An 18,893-nucleotide genomic window follows, 5' to 3' on the forward strand; every position below is an offset into this window, starting at 1 on the left:
ATATTCTAGTCGACGCGCACCAGAAGGGCCATCATGGAATCTCCCTGCATTCTCGTCTGTTCGATCGACGACAAGACCGGTTATTGTTTCGGCTGCGGGCGCACCCGCGACGAGATCGGCGCCTGGACACTGTATTCAGGCGAAGAACGCCGCACGATCATGGCCTCGTTGCCGGCCCGGCTGGAGACGGTGGAGCGCAAGCCGCGCCGCGAGACGCGCCGGACGCGGATGGCGCGGGGGGGCGACAACTGATGCAGCGCTTGTTGATCGCCGTCATCGCCGGCCTCCTGCTGCTCATCGGCGCCATGGCGCTCGCGCCCGACAGTTTCGACATGGACGGCGACCAGATCGCCCAATTGGTGAAATACGGCATGATCGCCGCGCTGATCGGCTCGGGCGTGCTGGCCAGCCAGCGCAATCTCGGCCAGGCGGCGCGCAGCCTCGCCATCTGGTCGCTGATCGCGCTGGCGCTGGTCGCCGTCTATCTCTACCGCAACGACGCGCAGGATGTCGCTTCCCGGTTGACCGCCGGTTTGATCCCCGGCCGCGCCTCCACCTATACCGACGCCCAGGGCTTCAACACGGTGGTGCTCTACAAGGCGAGCAACGGCCATTTCCAGGCCGATGTATCCCTCAACGGCAAGACGGTGCCGATGATGGTCGACACGGGCGCGAGCATGATCGCCCTGACATACGAGGACGCCGAACGCGCCGGCCTCGACATGGCCGGCCTTTCCTTCACCTCGCCCGTGATGACCGCCAACGGCCGGGCGATGATGGCGCCGGTCACCATTCCCGTGCTGAGCATCGGCGGAATCGAACGCACCAATATCCGCGCCGGCGTCGCCGAACGGGGCCGGATGGACGAAAGCCTGCTGGGCATGAGTTTTCTGCAGACGCTGAGCGCCTTTTCTTTCGAAGGCGATGAATTGAAACTCAGGGACTGATCAGAGCAGGCTGACGAAGAAGCGGATCGAGACGACGGTCAGAAACAGGCCGAAGCCGATTTCGAGTTGTCGCTTGTCCAGCGCATGCGCGAGTCTGACGCCGTAAGGCGCGACGATGAGCGTCATCGGCATGACCAGCGCCACCGTGATCCAGTTGACGAAGCCGGTCGAGAAAGGCGGCAGGAAGGGCTCGCCCCAGCCGGCCCAGACATAGCCGATCAAACCGGGAATCGAGATCAGCACGCCCACGCCCGATGCGGTGGCGACCGACTGGTGCACGCTGCGACCGAACAGGGTCATCCAGAGATTGGACAGCACGCCGCCGCCGACCCCCATCAGGCCGGAAAACAGGCCGATGCCGAAGCCCGCGCCGGCATTGATCGCGCCCTTGGGCAGATCGTCGCCCAGCCGCCAACTCTGACGGTTGAGAAACATGCGAATGGCGATCAGCATCGACAACACCGCGAAGATGCCGCGTAGTTCTGCGCCGGAGACATAGGCCGCGATCAAAGCGGCCGCCACGACGCCGACGGGAATCGACAAGGCCCAGCCGCGCAACACGTCCACATCGACGGCGCCGCGGGCCTTGTGGGCGCGGAAGGAGCGGATCGAGGTGGGCACGATGATGGCGAGCGACGTTCCGACCGCGACATGGGTTCTCACGGCGTCCGCGACGCCGAGCAGGCCGTAGACCTGGTAGAAGACCGGGACGAGGATCGCGCCGCCGCCCACGCCGAACAGGCCGGCGAGCAGACCCGATACGACGCCCGCGGCGATGAGAGCGAGGGCGAAAACGATCAGTTCGGAAAGTTCGGGCATCAGCGGGCTCCTGAGGGCGGATGACCTCCGCTAAGCCCGTCTCGGTCGCCCTGCAAGCCGCGCCGGCCGCCAATCCGTCACGATCGGCTGGACGGAGCCTTATTTCCACTGGCCATCGACGTCACAGCCCTTGGGCGGAATAGGCAGATCGCCGAAACGCTTGCGCAGCATGCCACAGCCGTACCGGTTGATCGGTCCCGGCATCATCGCGTTCAGGCTCGCGCCGACATCATCGAAAGGACTCTCGGCATGGGCGACATAGGAATACCACTTCCCGCCGGTCAGCAGAAGAACGGCTGCAAGCAAAGTCGGCTTGGCGAATTTATAAAATCTCGAAATCGATGTCTTGGTCATGGCGGCAACACTCTTCGTCGCCGCTATAACGCGCCGCCATTAAGGACTGTTCATGGCGAAACAAAAAATCTTAACGATTGTGGCCGCGCTCAGAGACTGCAATGGCGATATCCACGCTTGCGCGCGCGCAAATCAAAGTGGAAATGGTCGCCGTGATAGGCATCGCCAGGCCCGAGCACGGTGGTGAAATAGCGGCAGGAATCCTCGCGGACCGTCTTGAGCAGCCCTTTCTCGCGGAACTGGAAGAAGCCCTTCTTGCGGACGTCGATTTCCTTGCCGTTGTTGAGAACGAATTTGCCGATGTCGATGGCGTTGCCGCGCGCATGCTCGGACCAGGGATTGTTGGATCGAGAATTCATCTTGCGACAGGAATAGGACGACATCTGGTGAATGGCCTTGATGCCGGAGAAATAGCGGTAGCGGGAAGCGGGCACGAGTTCGTTGCGCACCCATTTGGCGAAGGCGCGCGTGACGTTGCAGTTCAGCTTGGCCGCAGGTTTCAACTGCACGCCGCTCGCGAAGCCACTGACCAGAATGGGATGGGCGATGCCGCAGCTCGGCCCGTTCGAGATCGCCGGAATGTCCTGGAAGCGCACGCCGAGTTTCTCGAGATCCTGGCGGCAGGCCTTGTCCGCCTTGGTCAGACCGCCATAGGATTCCGGAACCTGCATCGGATCGGAGAAACGCGGCAGGAACGCCACCTTCTGCTCGGGCGCGTCCCTGCGACGGCTGGGGAGCGTGATCTGGTTGGCCTCCCGCGCCTGGTCGAACGGCACGGTCTGCGGCGTCGACGGAGAAGACATGTCGACGAGTTCGTCGGTGCCGACGCCGGCGACGACTGGCTGCGACGTGGCGCCCTCGGCGATGTCGCGCGCCTGTTCCTCCGCAAGCCCGACGGGAGCAACGCCGAGGCCGTCGTCGATATTGACGCCCTGGTCGGGGATCGTCATCGCCTGCGCGTCCGCAGCCAGCGGCCCGGTCGCCTGCGGCGCGGCGTCGACCAGCGGCTGATCCAGCGAAGCAGCCCGATCGGCGCTCGCGTCGCCCATGCCGGCGAGATTGGGCTGGTCGAGATAGGGATCGACGTTTTCGGTGGTCTGCGCCGCGTTGACGGGCGCCGCATAGGTCGCCTGCCGGGTATGCCGGGTGACCTTGACGCTGGAGACGGTTTCCGAGCCGATGTCGGCGGGCGGCGTAAGATCCCCCGAACAGGACGTCAGCGCGACGGCGACGCCGACCGTCAGCAGACGCCGGCTCCAAGTGATGCAAAACGCAATACGCATAGTCTCATCCGTCGGCCACATTCCGATACGATTGCTCAGTTTAAGGCCGAAAGGGTTAGCGGAGCGTAAAGCCTGGCGGAACTTACGGGAGAATCAGAAGCCAGCGCGGCGGTGGGCGCGCCACAGGCGCCACATTCTGAGCCATTGCGGCGAAACAGCCGGCTCCGTCAGGCAGATCGGGCCGAGTTTTTCCGCCTTGTCGAACACCGCCTGCGCGAGAGCAACCGGCAGATAGGCGTCGGCGGCGGGTTGCGCCAGTTCGTCTTTTGCGGCGGCGCGCGCAGCGGCCAGATGGTCGCGGCCGTAGCCGATGAAGGCGGAAAGAGCCTGCGCCATGGCGGGCCCGTCGCCGTCCAGAAATGTCGCGGCGGTCAGGCCGGTGGCGGCGAGAATGTCCCCCGGCAGATAGACCTGCCTGCGGCGACGATGCAACGGCGTCAGCAAGAGCGTTCCGGCCACCAACTGTGCGATGCCGGCATGACCGGCGGCGTCGGCGAGCCTGGGGGCCGCGTCGGGGGCCAGGATCAGCGTGGTCATCTGGATGAGAGTGGAAGACGTCTCTCCGGCATAGCCTTCGAACATGCGGCGGCTTTCCATCGGGTCGTCATAGAGATCGAAGATGCGCGCTTCGGTCATCGCGGCCAGCGCCGGGCGCGGCAGCCTGTATTCGTCGACGGCGTGTATGAGGCCGGCGGCGAGCGGATTGGCCATGGCGTCGCCGGCGCCCTGCCCCTCGACGAGATCGCGCCACCATTGCAGGCGGATCTCGCCCGGCAATGGATCGCGGACCACGTCGCGCACCCGCGCCAGTTCGGCGTTGAAGGCGTAGAGCGCGGCGACTGCGCCGCGCTTGTCTTCCGGCATCAGGAGACAGGCCAGATAGCGGTCGAGATCGGTCGAACGCAGCGTGGTCAGGCACGCGTCATAGGCGTCGTGGCGGCCCATGGCCATGGCTCACTCCACGGCGATCAGCGCGGCTGCGACCGCACGGTTTTCGGCGAGCAGAATGTTGAAGGTGCGGACCGCCGCCCCGGTGGACATCGGGTCGGCGGAGATCTGCGCCTGTTTCAAAGCATCCCGCAGCGGGCGCTTCAGCGGCATCAGGTTGACGCCAGTGCCGACGAGCAACACCTCGATCTCGGCGGCCTCGGACAGTACGCGCGCAAGGCCCGCCTCATCGATATCGGCCCCGTCGGCGACATCCCAGCCATAGATGCCCGAGGGCAGGCAGAGGATGGATCCCCGGTGGCTCATATCGGCGAACCGGAAGCCGCCGTTGCCATAGGCGTCGATCGGCGCCCGCCCGGGGAAATGCTGCTCGCGGATGATGATGCCTCTGGCCACGCCTTACACCGCCTGCGCTTCGCCCGCCTTCTCGTCCTTTTCATCCTTCTTGTCGAACGCATCCGACCGAAGCTTGAAGAGGATAAGGACCGGCGCCGCCATATAGATCGACGAGAAGGTGCCGACCACGACGCCGAACAGCATCGAAATCGTGAAGCCGCGAATGACCTCGCCGCCGAACAGAACCAGCGCCGCGATGGCGATCATCGTGGTAACCGAGGTCAGAATGGTGCGCGACAGCGTCGAGTTGATCGAGGTGTCGATAAGCACCTCCAGCGGCATCTTCTTGTATCGCCGCAGATTTTCTCGCATTCGGTCATAGACCACGACCGTGTCGTTCAGCGAGTAGCCGACGATGGTCAGGATGGCCGCGATACTGGTGATGTCGAATTCGAGACCGGTGAACACGAACAGGCCGAGCGTCAGCAACAGGTCGTGCAGCGTCGCCACGATCGCGCCGACGGCGAACTGCCATTCGAAGCGGAACCAGATATAGACCATGATCGCCAGAAGCGAGAGGCCGACGCCGATCGCGCCCGTCATCGCCAGTTCGCCCGACACGGACGGACCAACCACTTCGACGCGGCGGAAATCGTAATCATCGCTCAATTCGCCGCGGATCTTGTTGACGGCGGATTGTTCGGCGTTTTCGCCGGCGTCCTGACTCTGAACGCGCACCAGCACCGAACTCGGATCACCGAAGCCCTGCACCTGGACGCCGCCGAGGTTGAGGCCGCCCAGACGATCGCGGATGTCGCCGAGATTGGCGTCGCCTTGCTTGGCCTTGAGCTCGATCATCGATCCGCCGGTGAAGTCGATGCCGAGTTCCAGCCCCTTGGTCGCAAAACCGACCACGGATGCGACGGCAAGCGCTGCCGAAATTGCGAAGGTCCATTTGCGCACGCTCATGAAGCGGATCTGCGCGAAATCGAAGAAGCCGGTGCGCACGCCCTTCGGCAGCGCTTTCGGACGGGTGCGGCGCAACCAGATGGAGATCATCAGGCGCGACACGGTATACGCCGTGAACACGGTGGTGATGATGCCGATCGACAGCGTGACGGCGAAGCCGCGCACCGGACCGGAGCCCATGTAGAACAGGATCACGGCGGCGATCAGCGTCGTCAGGTTGGCGTCGATGATGGTGCCGAAGGCTTTGTTGAAGCCGGTCTCCATCGCCTGGGTGATGGGCCTGCCGGCCTTCACCTCTTCGCGGAAGCGCTCATAGAACAGCACGTTGGAGTCGACCGCCTGGCCGATCGTCAGGACGATGCCGGCGATGCCGGGCAGGGTCAGCGTCGCCCCGAGCATCGACAGGATGGCGATGATCATCACGACGTTGATCACCATCGCGACCGAGGCGATGGCGCCGAGCGTGCCGTAGAATAGCTGCATGAAGGCGATCACGGCGATGAGGCCGATCACGCCGGCGATGAAGCCGGCGCGGATCGAGTCGGCGCCGAGGCCGGGGCCGACGGTGCGTTCTTCGACCACGGTCAGGGTGGCCGGCAGCGCGCCTGCGCGCAGCAGGACGGCGAGATCCGAGGCGCTCTGGGCGGTGAAATTGCCGGAAATCTGACCGGCGCCGCCGAGGATCGGCTCGTTGATGACGGGGGCGGTGATCACCTGATTGTCGAGCACGATGGCGAAGGGCTCGCCGACATGCTCCTGGGTGATGCGGCCGAATTTCTGCGCGCCGGCGGAATCGAAGCGGAAAGAGACGATCGCGGCGTTGTTTTCCGGGTTGAAGCCCGGCTGCGCGTCGACGAGATTTTCACCCGTCAGGATGGCGCGCTTCTGCAGAAGATAAGGGACGGGCGGATCGTCGTTCGAATAGACGACTTCCGAACTGGCCGGAGGACGGCCGTTCATGGCTTCCTGCACCGGCATCGAATTGTCGACGAGGTGGAAGGTCAGCTTGGCGGTCTTGTTGAGAATGGCCTTGAGACGCTGCGGATCGTCGAGACCGGGCACCTGGACGATGATGCGGTCGACGCCCTGGCGCTGGATCAGCGGCTCGGTGGTGCCGAGTTCGTCGACGCGGCGGCGGACCACTTCGATCGATTGGGAGACGGCGGACTGGATGCGGTAGTTGAGGCCTTCATCGGTGAGGTTGACCTCGAAGGAGCCATCGGCGGCGTTGCTCACCGTGGCTTCCTGGATCGAGGAGCCGGCGAAGCCGCCGACGCTGACCAACTGGGTCAGATCCTTCAGGGCTTCCTTGGCGGCGTCGATCTGGCTCGGATCGCGCAGCTTGAACGTCACCTGCTGGCCACGGGTGGCGAGACCGGTATAACCGATCGACGCCTTGCGCAGATTGCCGCGGACATCGTCGAGCACGGTCTCCATGCGCTCCTTGACGATGTCGCTGCGTTCGACCTGCAGCATGATATGCGAGCCGCCCTGCAGGTCGAGACCCAGCGTCATGGTCGTCTTCGGGAACCAGGACGGCATGCTGTCCAGCACATCCTTGGGGATGAAATTCGGCGCGGCGATCAGGATGCTGACCAGCGTCACAAGCCAAATGGCGATGGCTTTCCAGCGCGAAAAATAGAGCATGAGCGTCTCGATATGGTTCCGTCAGGCGAAAATGCGAAACGGCGCGAGAACCGCGCCGTCTGAAAATCAGGGCTTGTTGGCTGCGACAGGCTCGCCCTTGACGCGGACTTCGGCGATCATGGCGCGGACGACGCGGACCTTCACGCCTTCGGCGATTTCGGCCTCGATCTCATCCTGGCCTTCGGTGACCTTGGTGACCTTGGCCACCAGACCGCCGCCGAGCACCACCTGATCGCCGCGACGGATGTTCTTGAGGATTTCCTCGCGCTTCTTGACCTGCTGGCGCTGCGGCCGGAAGATCAGGAAATAGAAGACGACCATCATCGGCAAGAAGAGGAGAAGAATGTCCAAACCGCCCCCCAGCGGCGAGGACTGCGACGTTGCCGACTGCGCGAAGGCTTCCGTGAAAATCATCTGATACTCCCGACGATGAAACGTAGACGGCCAGATTTGGCCGGTTTTCTGGCCGCCGGAATATAGGAAGATGGCCTGTCAATGCAACAGGAGGCTTGGAAATAACCATTCGTAAACCGACGTTTTCACCGGCTTCCGACCTTTCGGGGTTCTGCCGCGCATGTTAGCTGCCTCGCCACCAGGAAAAAGGAGCGACACGATGAACGATGAAATCCTCTCCGCGATCCTCAATGAACTGAAAAGACTGGCCGACGCCGCCGAGCGTACGGCCGGCCCGAAAGCGCCGACGGTAGACTGGGCTGCGGCGGACTGCTTCGTCTGGGCGCCCGAGCGACTGGCGCTGCAACCGGTGTCGAGACCCAACCGCGTCGAGCTTTCGCTGATCAAAGGCGTCGATCACGTCAAGTCGATTCTGCATGATAATACCGAACGTTTCGGCGCGGGATTTCCCGCCAACAACGTGCTGCTCTGGGGCGCGCGCGGCATGGGCAAGAGCTCGCTGGTGAAGGCGGTGCACGCCGCGGTGAACGAAGATCTTTCGATTCGGCTGAAACTCGTCGAGGTGCATCGCGAGGATATCGACACCCTGCCCGCGCTGATGGAGGTGCTGAAAACCAGCGACGAGCGGATCGTGCTGTTCTGCGACGACCTCTCCTTCGATCACGACGACACGTCCTACAAGTCGCTCAAGGCGGCGCTCGACGGCGGCGTCGAGGGCCGGCCCGACAATGTCGTGTTCTACGCGACGTCCAATCGCCGACACCTTCTGCCGCGCAACATGATCGAAAACGAGCAGTCCACTGCGATCAATCCGTCCGAGGCGGTCGAGGAGAAAGTGTCGCTGTCGGACCGTTTCGGCCTGTGGCTCGGCTTCCACAAATGCAGCCAGGACGACTATCTGGCGATGATCGACGGCTATGCCGATTATTTCAAGCTGACGGTCGAGCGCGAGCGCGTTCATGCCGAAGCGCTGGAATGGGCGACGACGCGCGGTTCGCGCTCCGGCCGCGTCGCCTGGCAATTCATCCAGGATCTCGCGGGTCGCCTGCGGCAGACGCTCTGAAGCCGCGCCGAAAACGAAGGAAGCCCGGCTGAGGGGCCGGGCTTCTCACGCGCGATCCTCCGACGCAATACTTACTGGAGGAACGTCATCGGGTTGACGGCCACGGCGTTCTGCCGGACCTCGAAATGGAGCTTGGGACGCTTTGCGCCGCCGCTCATGCCGGAATTGGCGATGACCTGGCCGCGGGTGACCTTGTCTCCGCGCTTGACGTTGAGGCCGGCCGCATTGCCGTAGACCGTGACGGTCCCGTCGTCGTGGCGGACGAGAACAGTGTTGCCGAGATCCTTCAGGCCGCTGCCCGAATAGATCACGACGCCGTTTTCGGCCGCCTTGACCGGGGTGCCTTCCGGCACTGAGATGTCGATGCCGGTGTTGCGCGCGCCGTCGACATTCTGGCCGTAGCCGGCGATGACCGCGCCGCGCACCGGCCAGCGGAACTTGCCGATGCCGGTGGCGTCGGGCGCGTCTTCGCCGTTGTCGGACGACTTCTGCACTTCCGCGACGCTCTTTTCAGCGGCCGGCGGCGTATAGGTCTTCGGCTTGGCGGCCGTAGCCTGCTTGACGGCCTGGCCTTCCGGAACGGCTGCGGTCTTGACCGGATCGGCGGCGATGGCGCCTGCGGCCGGGATGACGAGCTTCTGGCCGATGCGGATATCGGCGACCGCCATGCCGTTGGCCTTTTTGAGCGCGTCGACGCTGACCTTGTTGGCGCGGGCGATCTTGGCGAGCGAATCTCCCGGCTTGACCACGTAGCCTGCGCCATCGGGGGCGTCGCCGGCATCAGCCAGTTTGGCGTCGACTGCCTTCTTCTTGTCCTGCAGCGACGCCGTAGCCGGCAAAACGGCCTGATCATGAGCCGGCGCCTTGCCCGGAACCGGAACCTTCTTGGACGTCTCGACCGCCGGAGGCATGGCCTGGCCCATGGAATCCGTCACCGGGATCACGACGGTTCGGCCATATTTCAGGTCGGCGGCGCTTTCCATATTGTTGGCGCGCAGGATTTCCCGCTGCGGCACGCCGTATTTGGCCGACAGGCCGGACAGGGTCTGACCGCTTTTGATTTCGACGCGCGGCGACCGCGTGGTCACCTTCCAGATCGACTGGGCGCTGCCGGTGCGGATCGGATCGGCGGCCCGCTGGCTGTCGAGCGTCATGACCTGACGCGCCGGCATCGGCTGGGCGAGCGCCACGCGCTCCTGGCTCTGGCCGGGGGCGGTGAGTTCGGCGCGCTGGACGCGGCTGGGAGCTGCGGGAACCGTGCTCGTGGCCAAGGCGTCATAGGGCTGACCCGGATAGGGCTGGTTCAGCGCGGCGTCGCCGGACACATCGCCACGGGCCAACTCGGCCCTCGGCGTCGGAACCTTGCCGTTGACGGCGTTGACCCGATGCGGAACCGACGCCGTCGTCAGCGTGTCCGTCCGCGAGCGGGAGAACAGGCTGTCGAAACGCGTGACATCCGAACTGCAACCGGTCGCCGCGCCGGCGAGGAGAAGCACCGTGATCAAACGGATGGAAGACATTCTGGACTTTACGACTTCATAGCTACGCATGACTGCAACCCGTGCAACGCATTACCTTGGCTATGATTAAAGCGCGTTAGAGTTACCGTGCGGTTAACTGCGCCGGCATCCTTAAAATAAATCTAGGAAACGATAACCTTAACAACGTCTTGTAAAAGGGCTCAAAGCCCTCTGTCACAGGGTCTGCGCGACCTGCTGGACGATCGGCTGAAAAGGCGTCTCGAAGAGATCTTCACGCTCGAAACGACTGCCGGCTTTGACGAGACGGATCATCCGGGCGACGCCGTCCTCGCCCAGCACGGGCGCCAGCATGACGCCGCCCGACACGAGTTGCTCGGCATAGATTCGCGGGAATGCAGAGAAACCGGCCGTAATCAGAATCCGGTCGAAGGTTCCCTCCCCCTGGAGCCCGATATTGCCGTCGGCCTGACGGACGATGACATTGCGCAAGGCCAGCTTGTCCATGCGCTCCTGGGCGAGATTGACCAGCGTCCGATAGCGATCGATGGTCAAAACACGTTCGGCGACCCGCCCCATCACGGCGGCTGTGAAGCCGCTGCCGGTGCCGATCTCCAGCACGCGATGGCTCGGTTTCAGCTTGAGAAGGTCGATCAGGACGGCGGCCAGATCGACGCCTTCCATCACCGCGCCGCATTCGATCGGCAGCGTGCGCGAACTCCAGGCGCTTGAGATGAAGTCCGAAGGCACGAACAGGTGCCGCGGCGTCTGCTCGATGGCGTTGAGAAGCTCGGCGCTGGTGACGCCTTTGGCGCGCAGCCGAAGGCAGAGAGCGGCAAATCCTTCCTTGCTGCTCACGCTATGGGGCATGTCAGGCGCTCTTCAGGGCCTGATCGATCCGGTCGAGCAGGCTGTAATCGGTCAGGTCCAGTTTCAACGGCGTGACCGAGATCTTGCCGGCCTTCAGCGCGTGGATATCGGTGCCCTCCCGGAAATCGCCCTGGCGGCTGTCGAACTTCAGCCAGTAATAGGGGAAGCCGCGACCATCGATGCGGCGTTCGACATTGACGCCGAAATCCAGTTTGCCCTGCGAGGTCACGTCCACGCCGGTTACCTCGGCAGGCGCGCAATTGGGGAAGTTGAGGTTCATCAGCGTCCAGGCGGGCATTTCCACCCTAAGCAGCTTCCGGATCAGGTCCGGCGCGTAGAGTTCGGCGATCTCCCAAGGGGTGACGCGTTCTCCATCGACATAGGCCGCCGCCTGGCTGAGCGCGAAAGACTTGACGCCCTGAAGCGTGCCCTCGATCGCGCCGGCGATGGTGCCCGAATAGGTCACGTCATCGGCCATATTGGCGCCGGCGTTGACGCCGGAGAGAATCAAATCGGGCTTGCCCGGCAGAACTTCCTTGCAGCCCATGATCACGCAGTCGGTCGGGGTGCCGCGCAGGGCGAAATGCTTGTCGGAGATCTTCCGGAGCCGCAGGGGCTCCGAAAGCGTCAGCGAATGCGCGAGCCCGCTCTGATCGGTCTCCGGCGCAATGATCCAGACATCGTCCGAAAGCGTGCGGGCGATGCGTTCCAGCACCGCCAGCCCCTCGGCATGGACGCCGTCGTCATTGGTCAGGAGTATCCGCATGATGTCAGCTCGCTTTCTCGATCTTCTTCAGGCCGCCCATATAGGGAAGCAACACGTCAGGAATGGTGATGGAGCCGTCTTCATCGAGATAGTTTTCCATCACGGCGATCAGCGCGCGGCCGACGGCGGTGCCGGAGCCGTTGAGGGTATGCACGAACTTGACAGCCTTGTCGGCGCGGTCGCGATAGCGCGCATTCATCCGGCGCGCCTGGAAATCGCCGCAGACCGAGCAGGACGAGATTTCGCGATAGGTGTTCTGCCCCGGCAGCCAGACCTCGATGTCATAGGTCTTCTGCGAGCCGAAGCCCATGTCGCCGGTGCAGAGCGTCATGGTGCGGAAATGCAGGCCGAGCTTCTTCAGCACGGTTTCGGCGCATTCGGTCATCCGTTCATGTTCGGCGATCGAGGATTGCGCGTCGGTGATCGAGACGAGCTCGACCTTGTTGAACTGGTGCTGGCGCAGCATGCCGCGGGTGTCGCGACCCGCCGAACCGGCTTCCGAGCGGAAGCAGGGGGTGAGCGCGGTGAGGCGCAACGGCAGGGCGTCGTGCTCGAGAATTTGCTCACGCACGAGATTGGTCAGCGGCACTTCCGCCGTCGGGATCAGCCAACGGTCGTCGGTGGTGCGGAACAGGTCTTCGGCGAATTTCGGCAGCTGGCCGGTGCCGTACATGGCGTCGTCGCGCACCATCAGCGGCGGCTGCACTTCGGTGTAACCGTGCTCCATCGTATGCGTGTCGAGCATGAACTGGCCGATGGCGCGTTCCAGCCGCGCGAGCTGGCCCTTGAGGATGGTGAAGCGCGCGCCGGCGATCTTGGCGGCGCCTTCAAAATCCATCCAGCCGAGCGCCTCGCCGATTTCATAATGCTCCTTGGCGGGATGGTTCCAGCGCGGCTTGTCGCCGGTGACGCGCGCCACGACATTGTCGTTCTCGTCCCTGCCGACTGGAACATCGGCGAGCGGAATGTTGGGAATGCGCGACAGCGCGTCGTTGAGCTCGGCGGTGATGCGGCGCTCTTCTTCCTCGGCTGCGGGCAGATCCACCTTGATCGCCGCCACCTCGGCCTTGAGTTTTTCGGCTAGCTCCATGTTCTTCTGGCCCATCGCCGCGCCGATCTCCTTGGAGGCGGCGTTGCGGCGCGACTGCATGTCCTGCGCCTTCTGGACGACGGCGCGGCGCGCCTCGTCGAGGGAAATCAGGGTTGCGGACTGGGCGTCGGCTCCGCGCTTTGAGAGCGCGGCGTCCAGCGCCGCCGCATTGTCGCGAATCCATTTGATATCGAGCATGTGAACACCGTCTCTTGGCTCAGGGGCGGAATCCCGACAAGCGTGATTCCGGATCACCGTGGTTTTGGCGCGCGGAGAGCGGAAAAACAAGCCGCAAGCGCGGCTTGCCCGTCAAATCAGGCCGATCCGTCGGCGCTTTCTTCGGAGATCCGAAGCCGGCGGCTTTTTTCGATCAGTCTCGCGGCATAGATGGCGACTTCATAGAGAATGATCGTCGGAATGGCCAAACCAAGCTGCGACATCGGATCCGGCGGCGTCAGCACGGCGGCGACGATGAAGGCGATGACGACCGCGTATTTGCGCTTCTCCGCCAGCGTCTTCGAACTCAGGAGATCGACGCGCACCAGAAGCGAGGTCACCACCGGCAACTGGAACACCAGACCGAAGGAGAAGATGAGCGTCATGATCAGGCTGAGATATTCCGACACTTTCGGCATCAGCGAGATCGCCACCTGCCCTTCCCCGCCCGCCTGCTGCATGGAGAGGAAGAACCACATGACCATCGGCGTGAAGAGAAAGTAGACCAGCGCGCCGCCCAGCAGGAACAAGGCCGGCGAAGCGATGAGAAACGGCATGAACGCGGCGCGCTCGTTCTTGTAGAGACCGGGCGCCACGAATTTGTAGATCTGCGTCGCGATCACCGGAAAGGCGATCACCATGGCGCCGAACATCGCCACCTTGATCTGGGTGAAGAAGAATTCCTGCGGCGCGGTGTAGATCAGTTCGGTTTTGGAAACGTCGAGATGCGCCCATTCCACCGCGATGCGGTAGGGTACAACCAAGGCATTGAACAATTCCTTGGCGAAGAAGAAGCACACCAGGAAGGCTGCGAAAAACGCGACGACGGCCCAGATCAGTCGCTGGCGCAGTTCGATCAGATGCTCGATGAGCGGCTGCGGCTTGTCCTCGATCTCTTCAGTCATGCGTCACCGGTTTCATCGGATTTCTTGGCGGGCTTCTTCCGCGGCTTCGGCGCATCCGGCGTTTCGCCTGCAGCCTTTGCGGGAGACTTGCGCGGCGCGCGGGCCGGTTTTTCGACCTCGCCTTCGGCCTTTTCCGCCTTGGGCTTGGACGCCCGCCTCGCCTTGGGCTTTTCGTCCAGGACGACGGGAAGCGGGTTGGCCTCCACCACGGCCGGAACAGGCTTAGGCTCGATCACCGCCGGGGGCGACGCTGGAGTGACGACGGCCGGCGGCGTTTTCAGGGCCTCGGGCTGCGTGTCAGCAGGCGCGGGCGCGAGCGCCGCAACCGGCTCCAGAACCGGATTGGCCGCTGGGGCGACGAGCTCGCCCGGCTTTTCCGCCTCGGGGCCCGTAACGGACGGCTTGGGCTCGTCCTTGATATCCGTCGCCTTGCGCAGGTCGGACTTGATGTCCTCGCCGAGTTTGCGGATCGGGTTGATGGCGTCGCGGAGGCTGTTGGTCGGGTTGAGCTTGTTGACCTCGCTCAGACCTTTTCGAACATCGTCGAGTTCGGCTTCGCGAAGCGCCTCATCGAATTGTGAACGGAACTCGTTGGCCATGCCGCGCACGCGGGTCGCCATGCGACCGAACGTCCTGAGCATTCCAGGCAGGTCCTTGGGACCCACCACGATGATGAGTATGAGCGCGATGACGAGGATCTCGCTCCAGCCGACTTCCAGCATGTTGATTATCCTGCGGCTGGAGCGGCTCGGGCCGCCCCTGCCGGCGTCCTGTTACTTCACTTCGTCGGCCTTGTGGTCCACGGACGGCGTCTTGTCGGCGGTTTCTTCCTCGGCCATGCCCTTCTTGAAGTTCTTGATGCCCTTGGCGACGTCGCCCATCAATTCCGGGATCTTGCCGCGGCCGAAGAAAATCAGAATGACGGCCAGAACGATCAGCCAGTGCCATACGCTAAAGGAACCCATGCTCACACTCCCAGTTTTGTGCCAACAAGACTTAGTCGGTCTTTATGGCTTTTTCAAACACCAATGTATCACGTTCGTTCACCGAGACAACGACATCCCTGAGACCATGCGGCACTTCGTCCGCCCTGATGCGCGCCCGGATCGGCTCATCGAGCCCTTCGACCGCCAGTGTGAACATATCGACCACGCCCAGAAAGCGGCGAGACAGGATGCGCGCCTTGGCGCCCTCGCCGTCCGGGGCGATTCTCAGGCCCGACAGACGCAGGGCGACATCCACAGTTTTCTGTTCGGCAATGCCGGGGGCGGCGATTGCGCCGAGCGGAGTTTCGACCTGGCCGCGTAAAACCACGCCTTCGATCAGGTTGACCTCGGAGAAGAACGACGCGGCGAAGAGATTGGCCGGATGCCGATAGAGCGTTTCGGAGGGTCCGACTTGCACCAATCGACCGTCCTTGAGGAGCGCGATGCGGTCGGCCATGCGCATGGCCTCCTCGGCGTCATGGGTCACCACGATCGCGGTCACCCTCGCCTCACGCAAAATTGACAGCGTGTCGGCGCGGATCGAGTCCTTCAGCCGGGAATCGAGGCCGGAAAAGGGTTCGTCCATCAGCAGAACGGCGGGCCGGGGCGCGAGAGCGCGCGCCAAAGCGACGCGCTGTTGCTGCCCGCCGGAGAGCCTGTGCGGATATTCGTCCGCATAGTCCGAAAGCCCGACCCGCTCCAGAGCGCTGAGCGCCTCAGCCTTCGCCTTGTCCTTCGGCAACGCCGTCAGTCCGTAACGAACATTGTCGACGATGGTCATATGCGGAAACAGGGCGAAATCCTGAAACATCAGGCCGACGCCGCGCCGCTCCGGAGGCAGAAAAGCGTTGGGGCCGGCGATCTCGCGTCCGTTCAGAAGAACACGGCCCGCGCTTTGCGCCTCGATGCCGGCTGCGATGCGCAGAAGCGTCGTCTTGCCCGAACCCGACGGACCGAGCAGGCAGAGCACTTCGCCCGGCTCGACGGTGAGCGAGAGATCGAGAAGGATCGGCTTGTCGCCATAGCTATGGGTGATGTTTTCGAAGCTCAGCCCGGCGGCGAAGGTCACGCCGGCCGATCGGCGGGGGCTCTGCGCATCCTTCAGGCTGTTGTTGCTCGGCACTGGCGTTTCTATCCCGGCGGGATGAGGCCCGCATATTAAAAGATGACGCTATTCATCCGCTTCACCCCCTGGTGTCAAGAGGCCGAGTTCTTCGAGATCGAGCTGCGTAATCGGGTCCTCGTCGCCGGCAAGCTCGTCGTCGCTCTTGGGGATCGGCGCGGACAATCCGGCCGGAATGCGTCCGGTCAACAGGCCCGCGGCCTTGAGTTCCTCGATGCCGGGGAGATCGCGGATCTCTTCGAGACCGAAGTGATCGAGGAAATCGCGCGTGGTGCCGAAGGTCACGGGACGGCCCGGCGTGCGCCGGCGGCCACGGAACTTGACCCAGCCGGCTTCCAGTAAAACGTCGAGCGTGCCCTTCGACGTCTGCACGCCTCTGACGTCCTCGATCTCGGCGCGCGTCACAGGCTGATGATAGGCGATGATGGCCAGCACTTCGAGCGCGGCGCGCGACAGCTTCTTGGGCTCCTGTCCTTCCTGCCGCACGGCGAAGGACAGATCGGCGGCGGTGCGAAAGGCCCAGAAGCCGTCGATCTTGACCAGGTTGACGCCGCGCGCGGCATAGAAGCGGCTGAGCTCGGCGAGGATGCGCGGCACGTCGGCGCCGCGCGGCAGCCGCTCGGTGAGATAATGTTCCGACACCGGATTGGCGGAGGCGAAGATCAGCGCTTCAGCCGCCCGCGCCGCATCGGAATTCAAGATGTCGCCCATGAGCGCGATGGTTTCAGGCGCGAGCACGTCAGTCACGTCCCGCCTCCATGGCTTCGAGATCGGCGTCGGTGATGGGGTTCGAGCCGGTGCGCATGAAGATGGGCTGGAACGCCCCCTCCTGCCGCACCTCGATGCGGCGTTCGCGGATCAGCTCCAGCGTGGCGGCGAAGGAGCTGGCGATGGCGGTGGCGCGCTCTTCCGGATCGCTCGCGTAACGGATCAGGAATGTGTCCAGCGCGGTCCAATCGTCGAGCGCGCCGACGAGGCGGGCCAGCATCAACCGGGCGTCGGCGAGCGACCAGACCTTGCGCCGCTGGATGGTGACATTGGTGATCGCCTGCCGCTGGCGGAGATTGGCGTAGGCGGACAGGAGTTCATAAAGCGAGGCGTCATAAGCGGACTTGCGCTCTTCGGGAATGAATTCCGGCGCGCCGCGGGCGAAGAAGTCCCGGCCCAGCCGGTTGCGGTTGACGAGCCGCATGGCCGCGTCGCGGATCGCTTCGAGCCGTCGGAGCCGGTAGGCGAGCGTGGCCGCCATCTCCTCGCCAGAGGGGCCGTCGTCCTTCGGGGCCTGCGGGATCAGCAGGCGCGACTTGAGGTAGGCGAGCCAGGCTGCCATCACCAGATAATCGGCCGCCAGCTCCAGCCGCACCCGGCGGGCGCTTTCGATGAATTCCAGATATTGCTCGGCCAGCGCCAGAACCGAAATGCGGGCGAGATCGACTTTCTGATTGCGGGCGAGATGGAGCAGCAAGTCGAGCGGCCCTTCGAAGCCGCCGACATCGATGACCAGCGCCGGCTCGACCTCGGCGACCGGCAGGGTCTCGTCGACACGGACGGGGCGATCCTCCCAGAGTTTCTCGAGAGGCGCCTGATCCTGCGCGTCAGCCCCTGCCGCCATAGCTCCGCCTCACGCCGTGGGAAGGAGTGCGGCGAATTCGGCGCGGAGATCGGCCTCATTGCTGTCGTCGGGAGCGGCGAAGGCGGCTTCGGCGCGGTCGGCGCGCTCTTTCGTCTTGCCGGCGAGCGGCTTCACCTGCGCGATGACATCCAGCATCTCGGGCATCGCGCCATTGCAGTGGAGCACGACATCAACGCCGTTGGAGGCGATGGCGCGGGCGCGTTCGCCCAGCGTGCCTTTGAGCGCGTTCATGGAGCTGTCGTCGGAAAGCAACAGGCCGTCGAAGCCGAATTCGCCGCGAATGATCTCCTCGATCACCTTGCGCGAGGTCGTGGCGGGGTTGTCCGGATCGACAGCGGTCAGCACCACATGCGCGGACATTCCCATCACCTCGTTCGCCATCGCCTTGAAGGGCGGGAAGTCATGGGCGCGAAGCTCCTCGAGCGACGTGTCCACCACCGGCAGATCATGGTGAGAATCGGCGAAGGCGCGGCCATGGCCCGGCATATGCTTCATCACCGGCAGCATGCCGCCGGCCTTGAGGCCATCGGCGGCGGCGCGGCCCATCTGGGTGACGATCTCGGGATTCTTGCCGTAAGCGCGATTGCCGATCACGTCGCTCGCGCCTTCGATCGGCACGTCGAGCACCGGCAGGCAGTCGACATTGACGCCGAGCTTCAGGAGGTCGAAAGCGTGCAGGCGCGACATCAGCCAGGCGGCGCGAACGCCCTTGGCCGGATCCTGCCGCCAGATGTCGCCGAGGTCACGACCCGAGGGATAGCGCGGACAAAGCGGCTCGCGAATGCGCTGGACGCGCCCGCCCTCCTGGTCGATCAAGACGGGCGCATTGCGACCGACGCTGTCGCGCAAATCGGCGACCAGGCGCTTGATCTGCTCTGCGTCGGCGGAGATGTTGCGCGCGAACAGGATGAAGCCCCAGGGATTGGCCTCGCGGTAGAAGGCGCGTTCGGCTTCGGTGAGGTCGAGGCCGCTCGCCCCGAAGATGACGGCGTTGATATCGCTCATGAATGATCTTTCGTGTCGCTGTTCGCAGATCGCGGGCGCGG

At 63.9% G+C, this 18,893-nt stretch carries 21 protein-coding genes; 3 read left to right on the forward strand and 18 right to left on the reverse strand.

The window, feature by feature from the left end; all coding sequences use genetic code 11:
• The first annotated feature begins 33 nt into the window (after positions 1-33).
• Positions 34-252: a DUF1289 domain-containing protein gene (locus tag OCK01_RS06520; protein WP_263823422.1), complete on the forward strand. Its 219-nt coding sequence runs from the start codon at positions 34-36 to the stop codon at positions 250-252.
• Positions 252-947 carry a TIGR02281 family clan AA aspartic protease gene (locus OCK01_RS06525; RefSeq protein ID WP_182826535.1) on the forward strand — a complete coding sequence of 232 codons (696 nt, stop codon included), beginning with the start codon at positions 252-254 and terminating at the stop codon, positions 945-947. Before OCK01_RS06520 ends, OCK01_RS06525 begins: the two co-directional genes overlap by 1 nt.
• Here OCK01_RS06525 and OCK01_RS06530 read toward each other — a convergent pair whose 3' ends face one another.
• The 7 genes from OCK01_RS06530 to yajC form a co-directional block, all read right to left on the reverse strand.
• Entirely contained in the window at positions 948-1,766 is an 819-nt protein-coding gene (locus OCK01_RS06530; protein ID WP_263823423.1) for a sulfite exporter TauE/SafE family protein, read from the reverse strand. It abuts the gene before it with no gap.
• Positions 1,767-1,865: 99 nt separating this feature from the next.
• Positions 1,866-2,120: a hypothetical protein gene (locus OCK01_RS06535; protein ID WP_263823424.1), complete on the reverse strand. Its 255-nt coding sequence runs from the start codon at positions 2,118-2,120 to the stop codon at positions 1,866-1,868.
• Between the two features lie 89 nt (positions 2,121-2,209).
• Positions 2,210-3,397, reverse strand: a complete 1,188-nt coding sequence (locus tag OCK01_RS06540; protein WP_412178986.1) for an extensin family protein — start codon at positions 3,395-3,397, stop codon at positions 2,210-2,212.
• 99 nt (positions 3,398-3,496) lie between these two features.
• The gene (locus OCK01_RS06545) at positions 3,497-4,354 is read right to left on the reverse strand and encodes a phytoene/squalene synthase family protein (protein WP_412178985.1); all 858 of its coding nucleotides are present in this window, start codon (positions 4,352-4,354) and stop codon (positions 3,497-3,499) included.
• Between the two features lie 3 nt (positions 4,355-4,357).
• Complete coding sequence (locus tag OCK01_RS06550) at positions 4,358-4,747, reverse strand: Mth938-like domain-containing protein (RefSeq protein ID WP_182826539.1); 390 nt, start codon at positions 4,745-4,747, stop codon at positions 4,358-4,360.
• A 3-nt stretch (positions 4,748-4,750) separates the two neighbouring features.
• Positions 4,751-7,303 carry a protein translocase subunit SecDF gene (gene secDF / locus OCK01_RS06555; protein WP_263823426.1) on the reverse strand — a complete coding sequence of 851 codons (2,553 nt, stop codon included), beginning with the start codon at positions 7,301-7,303 and terminating at the stop codon, positions 4,751-4,753.
• A 66-nt stretch (positions 7,304-7,369) separates the two neighbouring features.
• Positions 7,370-7,717 (reverse strand): preprotein translocase subunit YajC, encoded by a 348-nt coding sequence (gene yajC, locus OCK01_RS06560; protein ID WP_263823427.1) that lies wholly within the window; start codon positions 7,715-7,717, stop codon positions 7,370-7,372.
• A gap of 199 nt (positions 7,718-7,916) precedes the next feature.
• Here yajC and OCK01_RS06565 point away from each other — a divergent pair, with 199 nt between their 5' ends.
• Complete coding sequence (locus OCK01_RS06565) at positions 7,917-8,780, forward strand: ATP-binding protein (protein ID WP_263823428.1); 864 nt, start codon at positions 7,917-7,919, stop codon at positions 8,778-8,780.
• Positions 8,781-8,851: 71 nt separating this feature from the next.
• On the opposite strand, the gene OCK01_RS06570 is transcribed toward OCK01_RS06565, so the two are convergent.
• The 11 genes from OCK01_RS06570 to nagZ form a co-directional block, all read right to left on the reverse strand.
• On the reverse strand, positions 8,852-10,300 hold the full coding sequence (locus OCK01_RS06570; protein WP_263823429.1) for a peptidoglycan DD-metalloendopeptidase family protein: 1,449 nt from the start codon (positions 10,298-10,300) through the stop codon (positions 8,852-8,854).
• A gap of 174 nt (positions 10,301-10,474) precedes the next feature.
• Positions 10,475-11,128 carry a protein-L-isoaspartate(D-aspartate) O-methyltransferase gene (locus OCK01_RS06575; protein WP_182826543.1) on the reverse strand — a complete coding sequence of 218 codons (654 nt, stop codon included), beginning with the start codon at positions 11,126-11,128 and terminating at the stop codon, positions 10,475-10,477.
• 1 nt (position 11,129) lies between these two features.
• Positions 11,130-11,894 (reverse strand): 5'/3'-nucleotidase SurE, encoded by a 765-nt coding sequence (gene surE / locus OCK01_RS06580; RefSeq protein ID WP_263823430.1) that lies wholly within the window; start codon positions 11,892-11,894, stop codon positions 11,130-11,132.
• A gap of 4 nt (positions 11,895-11,898) precedes the next feature.
• Positions 11,899-13,182 carry a serine--tRNA ligase gene (gene serS / locus OCK01_RS06585; protein WP_263823431.1) on the reverse strand — a complete coding sequence of 428 codons (1,284 nt, stop codon included), beginning with the start codon at positions 13,180-13,182 and terminating at the stop codon, positions 11,899-11,901.
• 116 nt (positions 13,183-13,298) lie between these two features.
• Complete coding sequence (tatC, locus tag OCK01_RS06590; protein ID WP_182826546.1) at positions 13,299-14,105, reverse strand: twin-arginine translocase subunit TatC; 807 nt, start codon at positions 14,103-14,105, stop codon at positions 13,299-13,301.
• Positions 14,102-14,827 carry a Sec-independent protein translocase protein TatB gene (tatB, locus tag OCK01_RS06595; RefSeq protein WP_263823432.1) on the reverse strand — a complete coding sequence of 242 codons (726 nt, stop codon included), beginning with the start codon at positions 14,825-14,827 and terminating at the stop codon, positions 14,102-14,104. Before tatB ends, tatC begins: the two co-directional genes overlap by 4 nt.
• Before the next feature lie 51 nt (positions 14,828-14,878).
• Entirely contained in the window at positions 14,879-15,070 is a 192-nt protein-coding gene (locus tag OCK01_RS06600; RefSeq protein WP_182826548.1) for a twin-arginine translocase TatA/TatE family subunit, read from the reverse strand.
• Positions 15,071-15,101: 31 nt separating this feature from the next.
• On the reverse strand, positions 15,102-16,214 hold the full coding sequence (locus tag OCK01_RS06605; RefSeq protein ID WP_263823433.1) for an ABC transporter ATP-binding protein: 1,113 nt from the start codon (positions 16,212-16,214) through the stop codon (positions 15,102-15,104).
• A 48-nt stretch (positions 16,215-16,262) separates the two neighbouring features.
• A complete protein-coding gene (scpB, locus tag OCK01_RS06610; protein ID WP_412178987.1) occupies positions 16,263-16,985 on the reverse strand; it encodes an SMC-Scp complex subunit ScpB in 723 nt (240 codons plus the stop codon).
• On the reverse strand, positions 16,954-17,826 hold the full coding sequence (locus OCK01_RS06615; protein ID WP_263823434.1) for a segregation and condensation protein A: 873 nt from the start codon (positions 17,824-17,826) through the stop codon (positions 16,954-16,956). Before OCK01_RS06615 ends, scpB begins: the two co-directional genes overlap by 32 nt.
• A 9-nt stretch (positions 17,827-17,835) precedes the next feature.
• A complete protein-coding gene (nagZ, locus tag OCK01_RS06620; protein WP_263823435.1) occupies positions 17,836-18,852 on the reverse strand; it encodes a beta-N-acetylhexosaminidase in 1,017 nt (338 codons plus the stop codon).
• Positions 18,853-18,893 lie beyond the last annotated feature (41 nt).

It is taken from the genome of Rhizobium sp. TRM95796 (assembly GCF_025779995.1).
Lineage (GTDB): Bacteria > Pseudomonadota > Alphaproteobacteria > Rhizobiales > Rhizobiaceae > Rhizobium_E.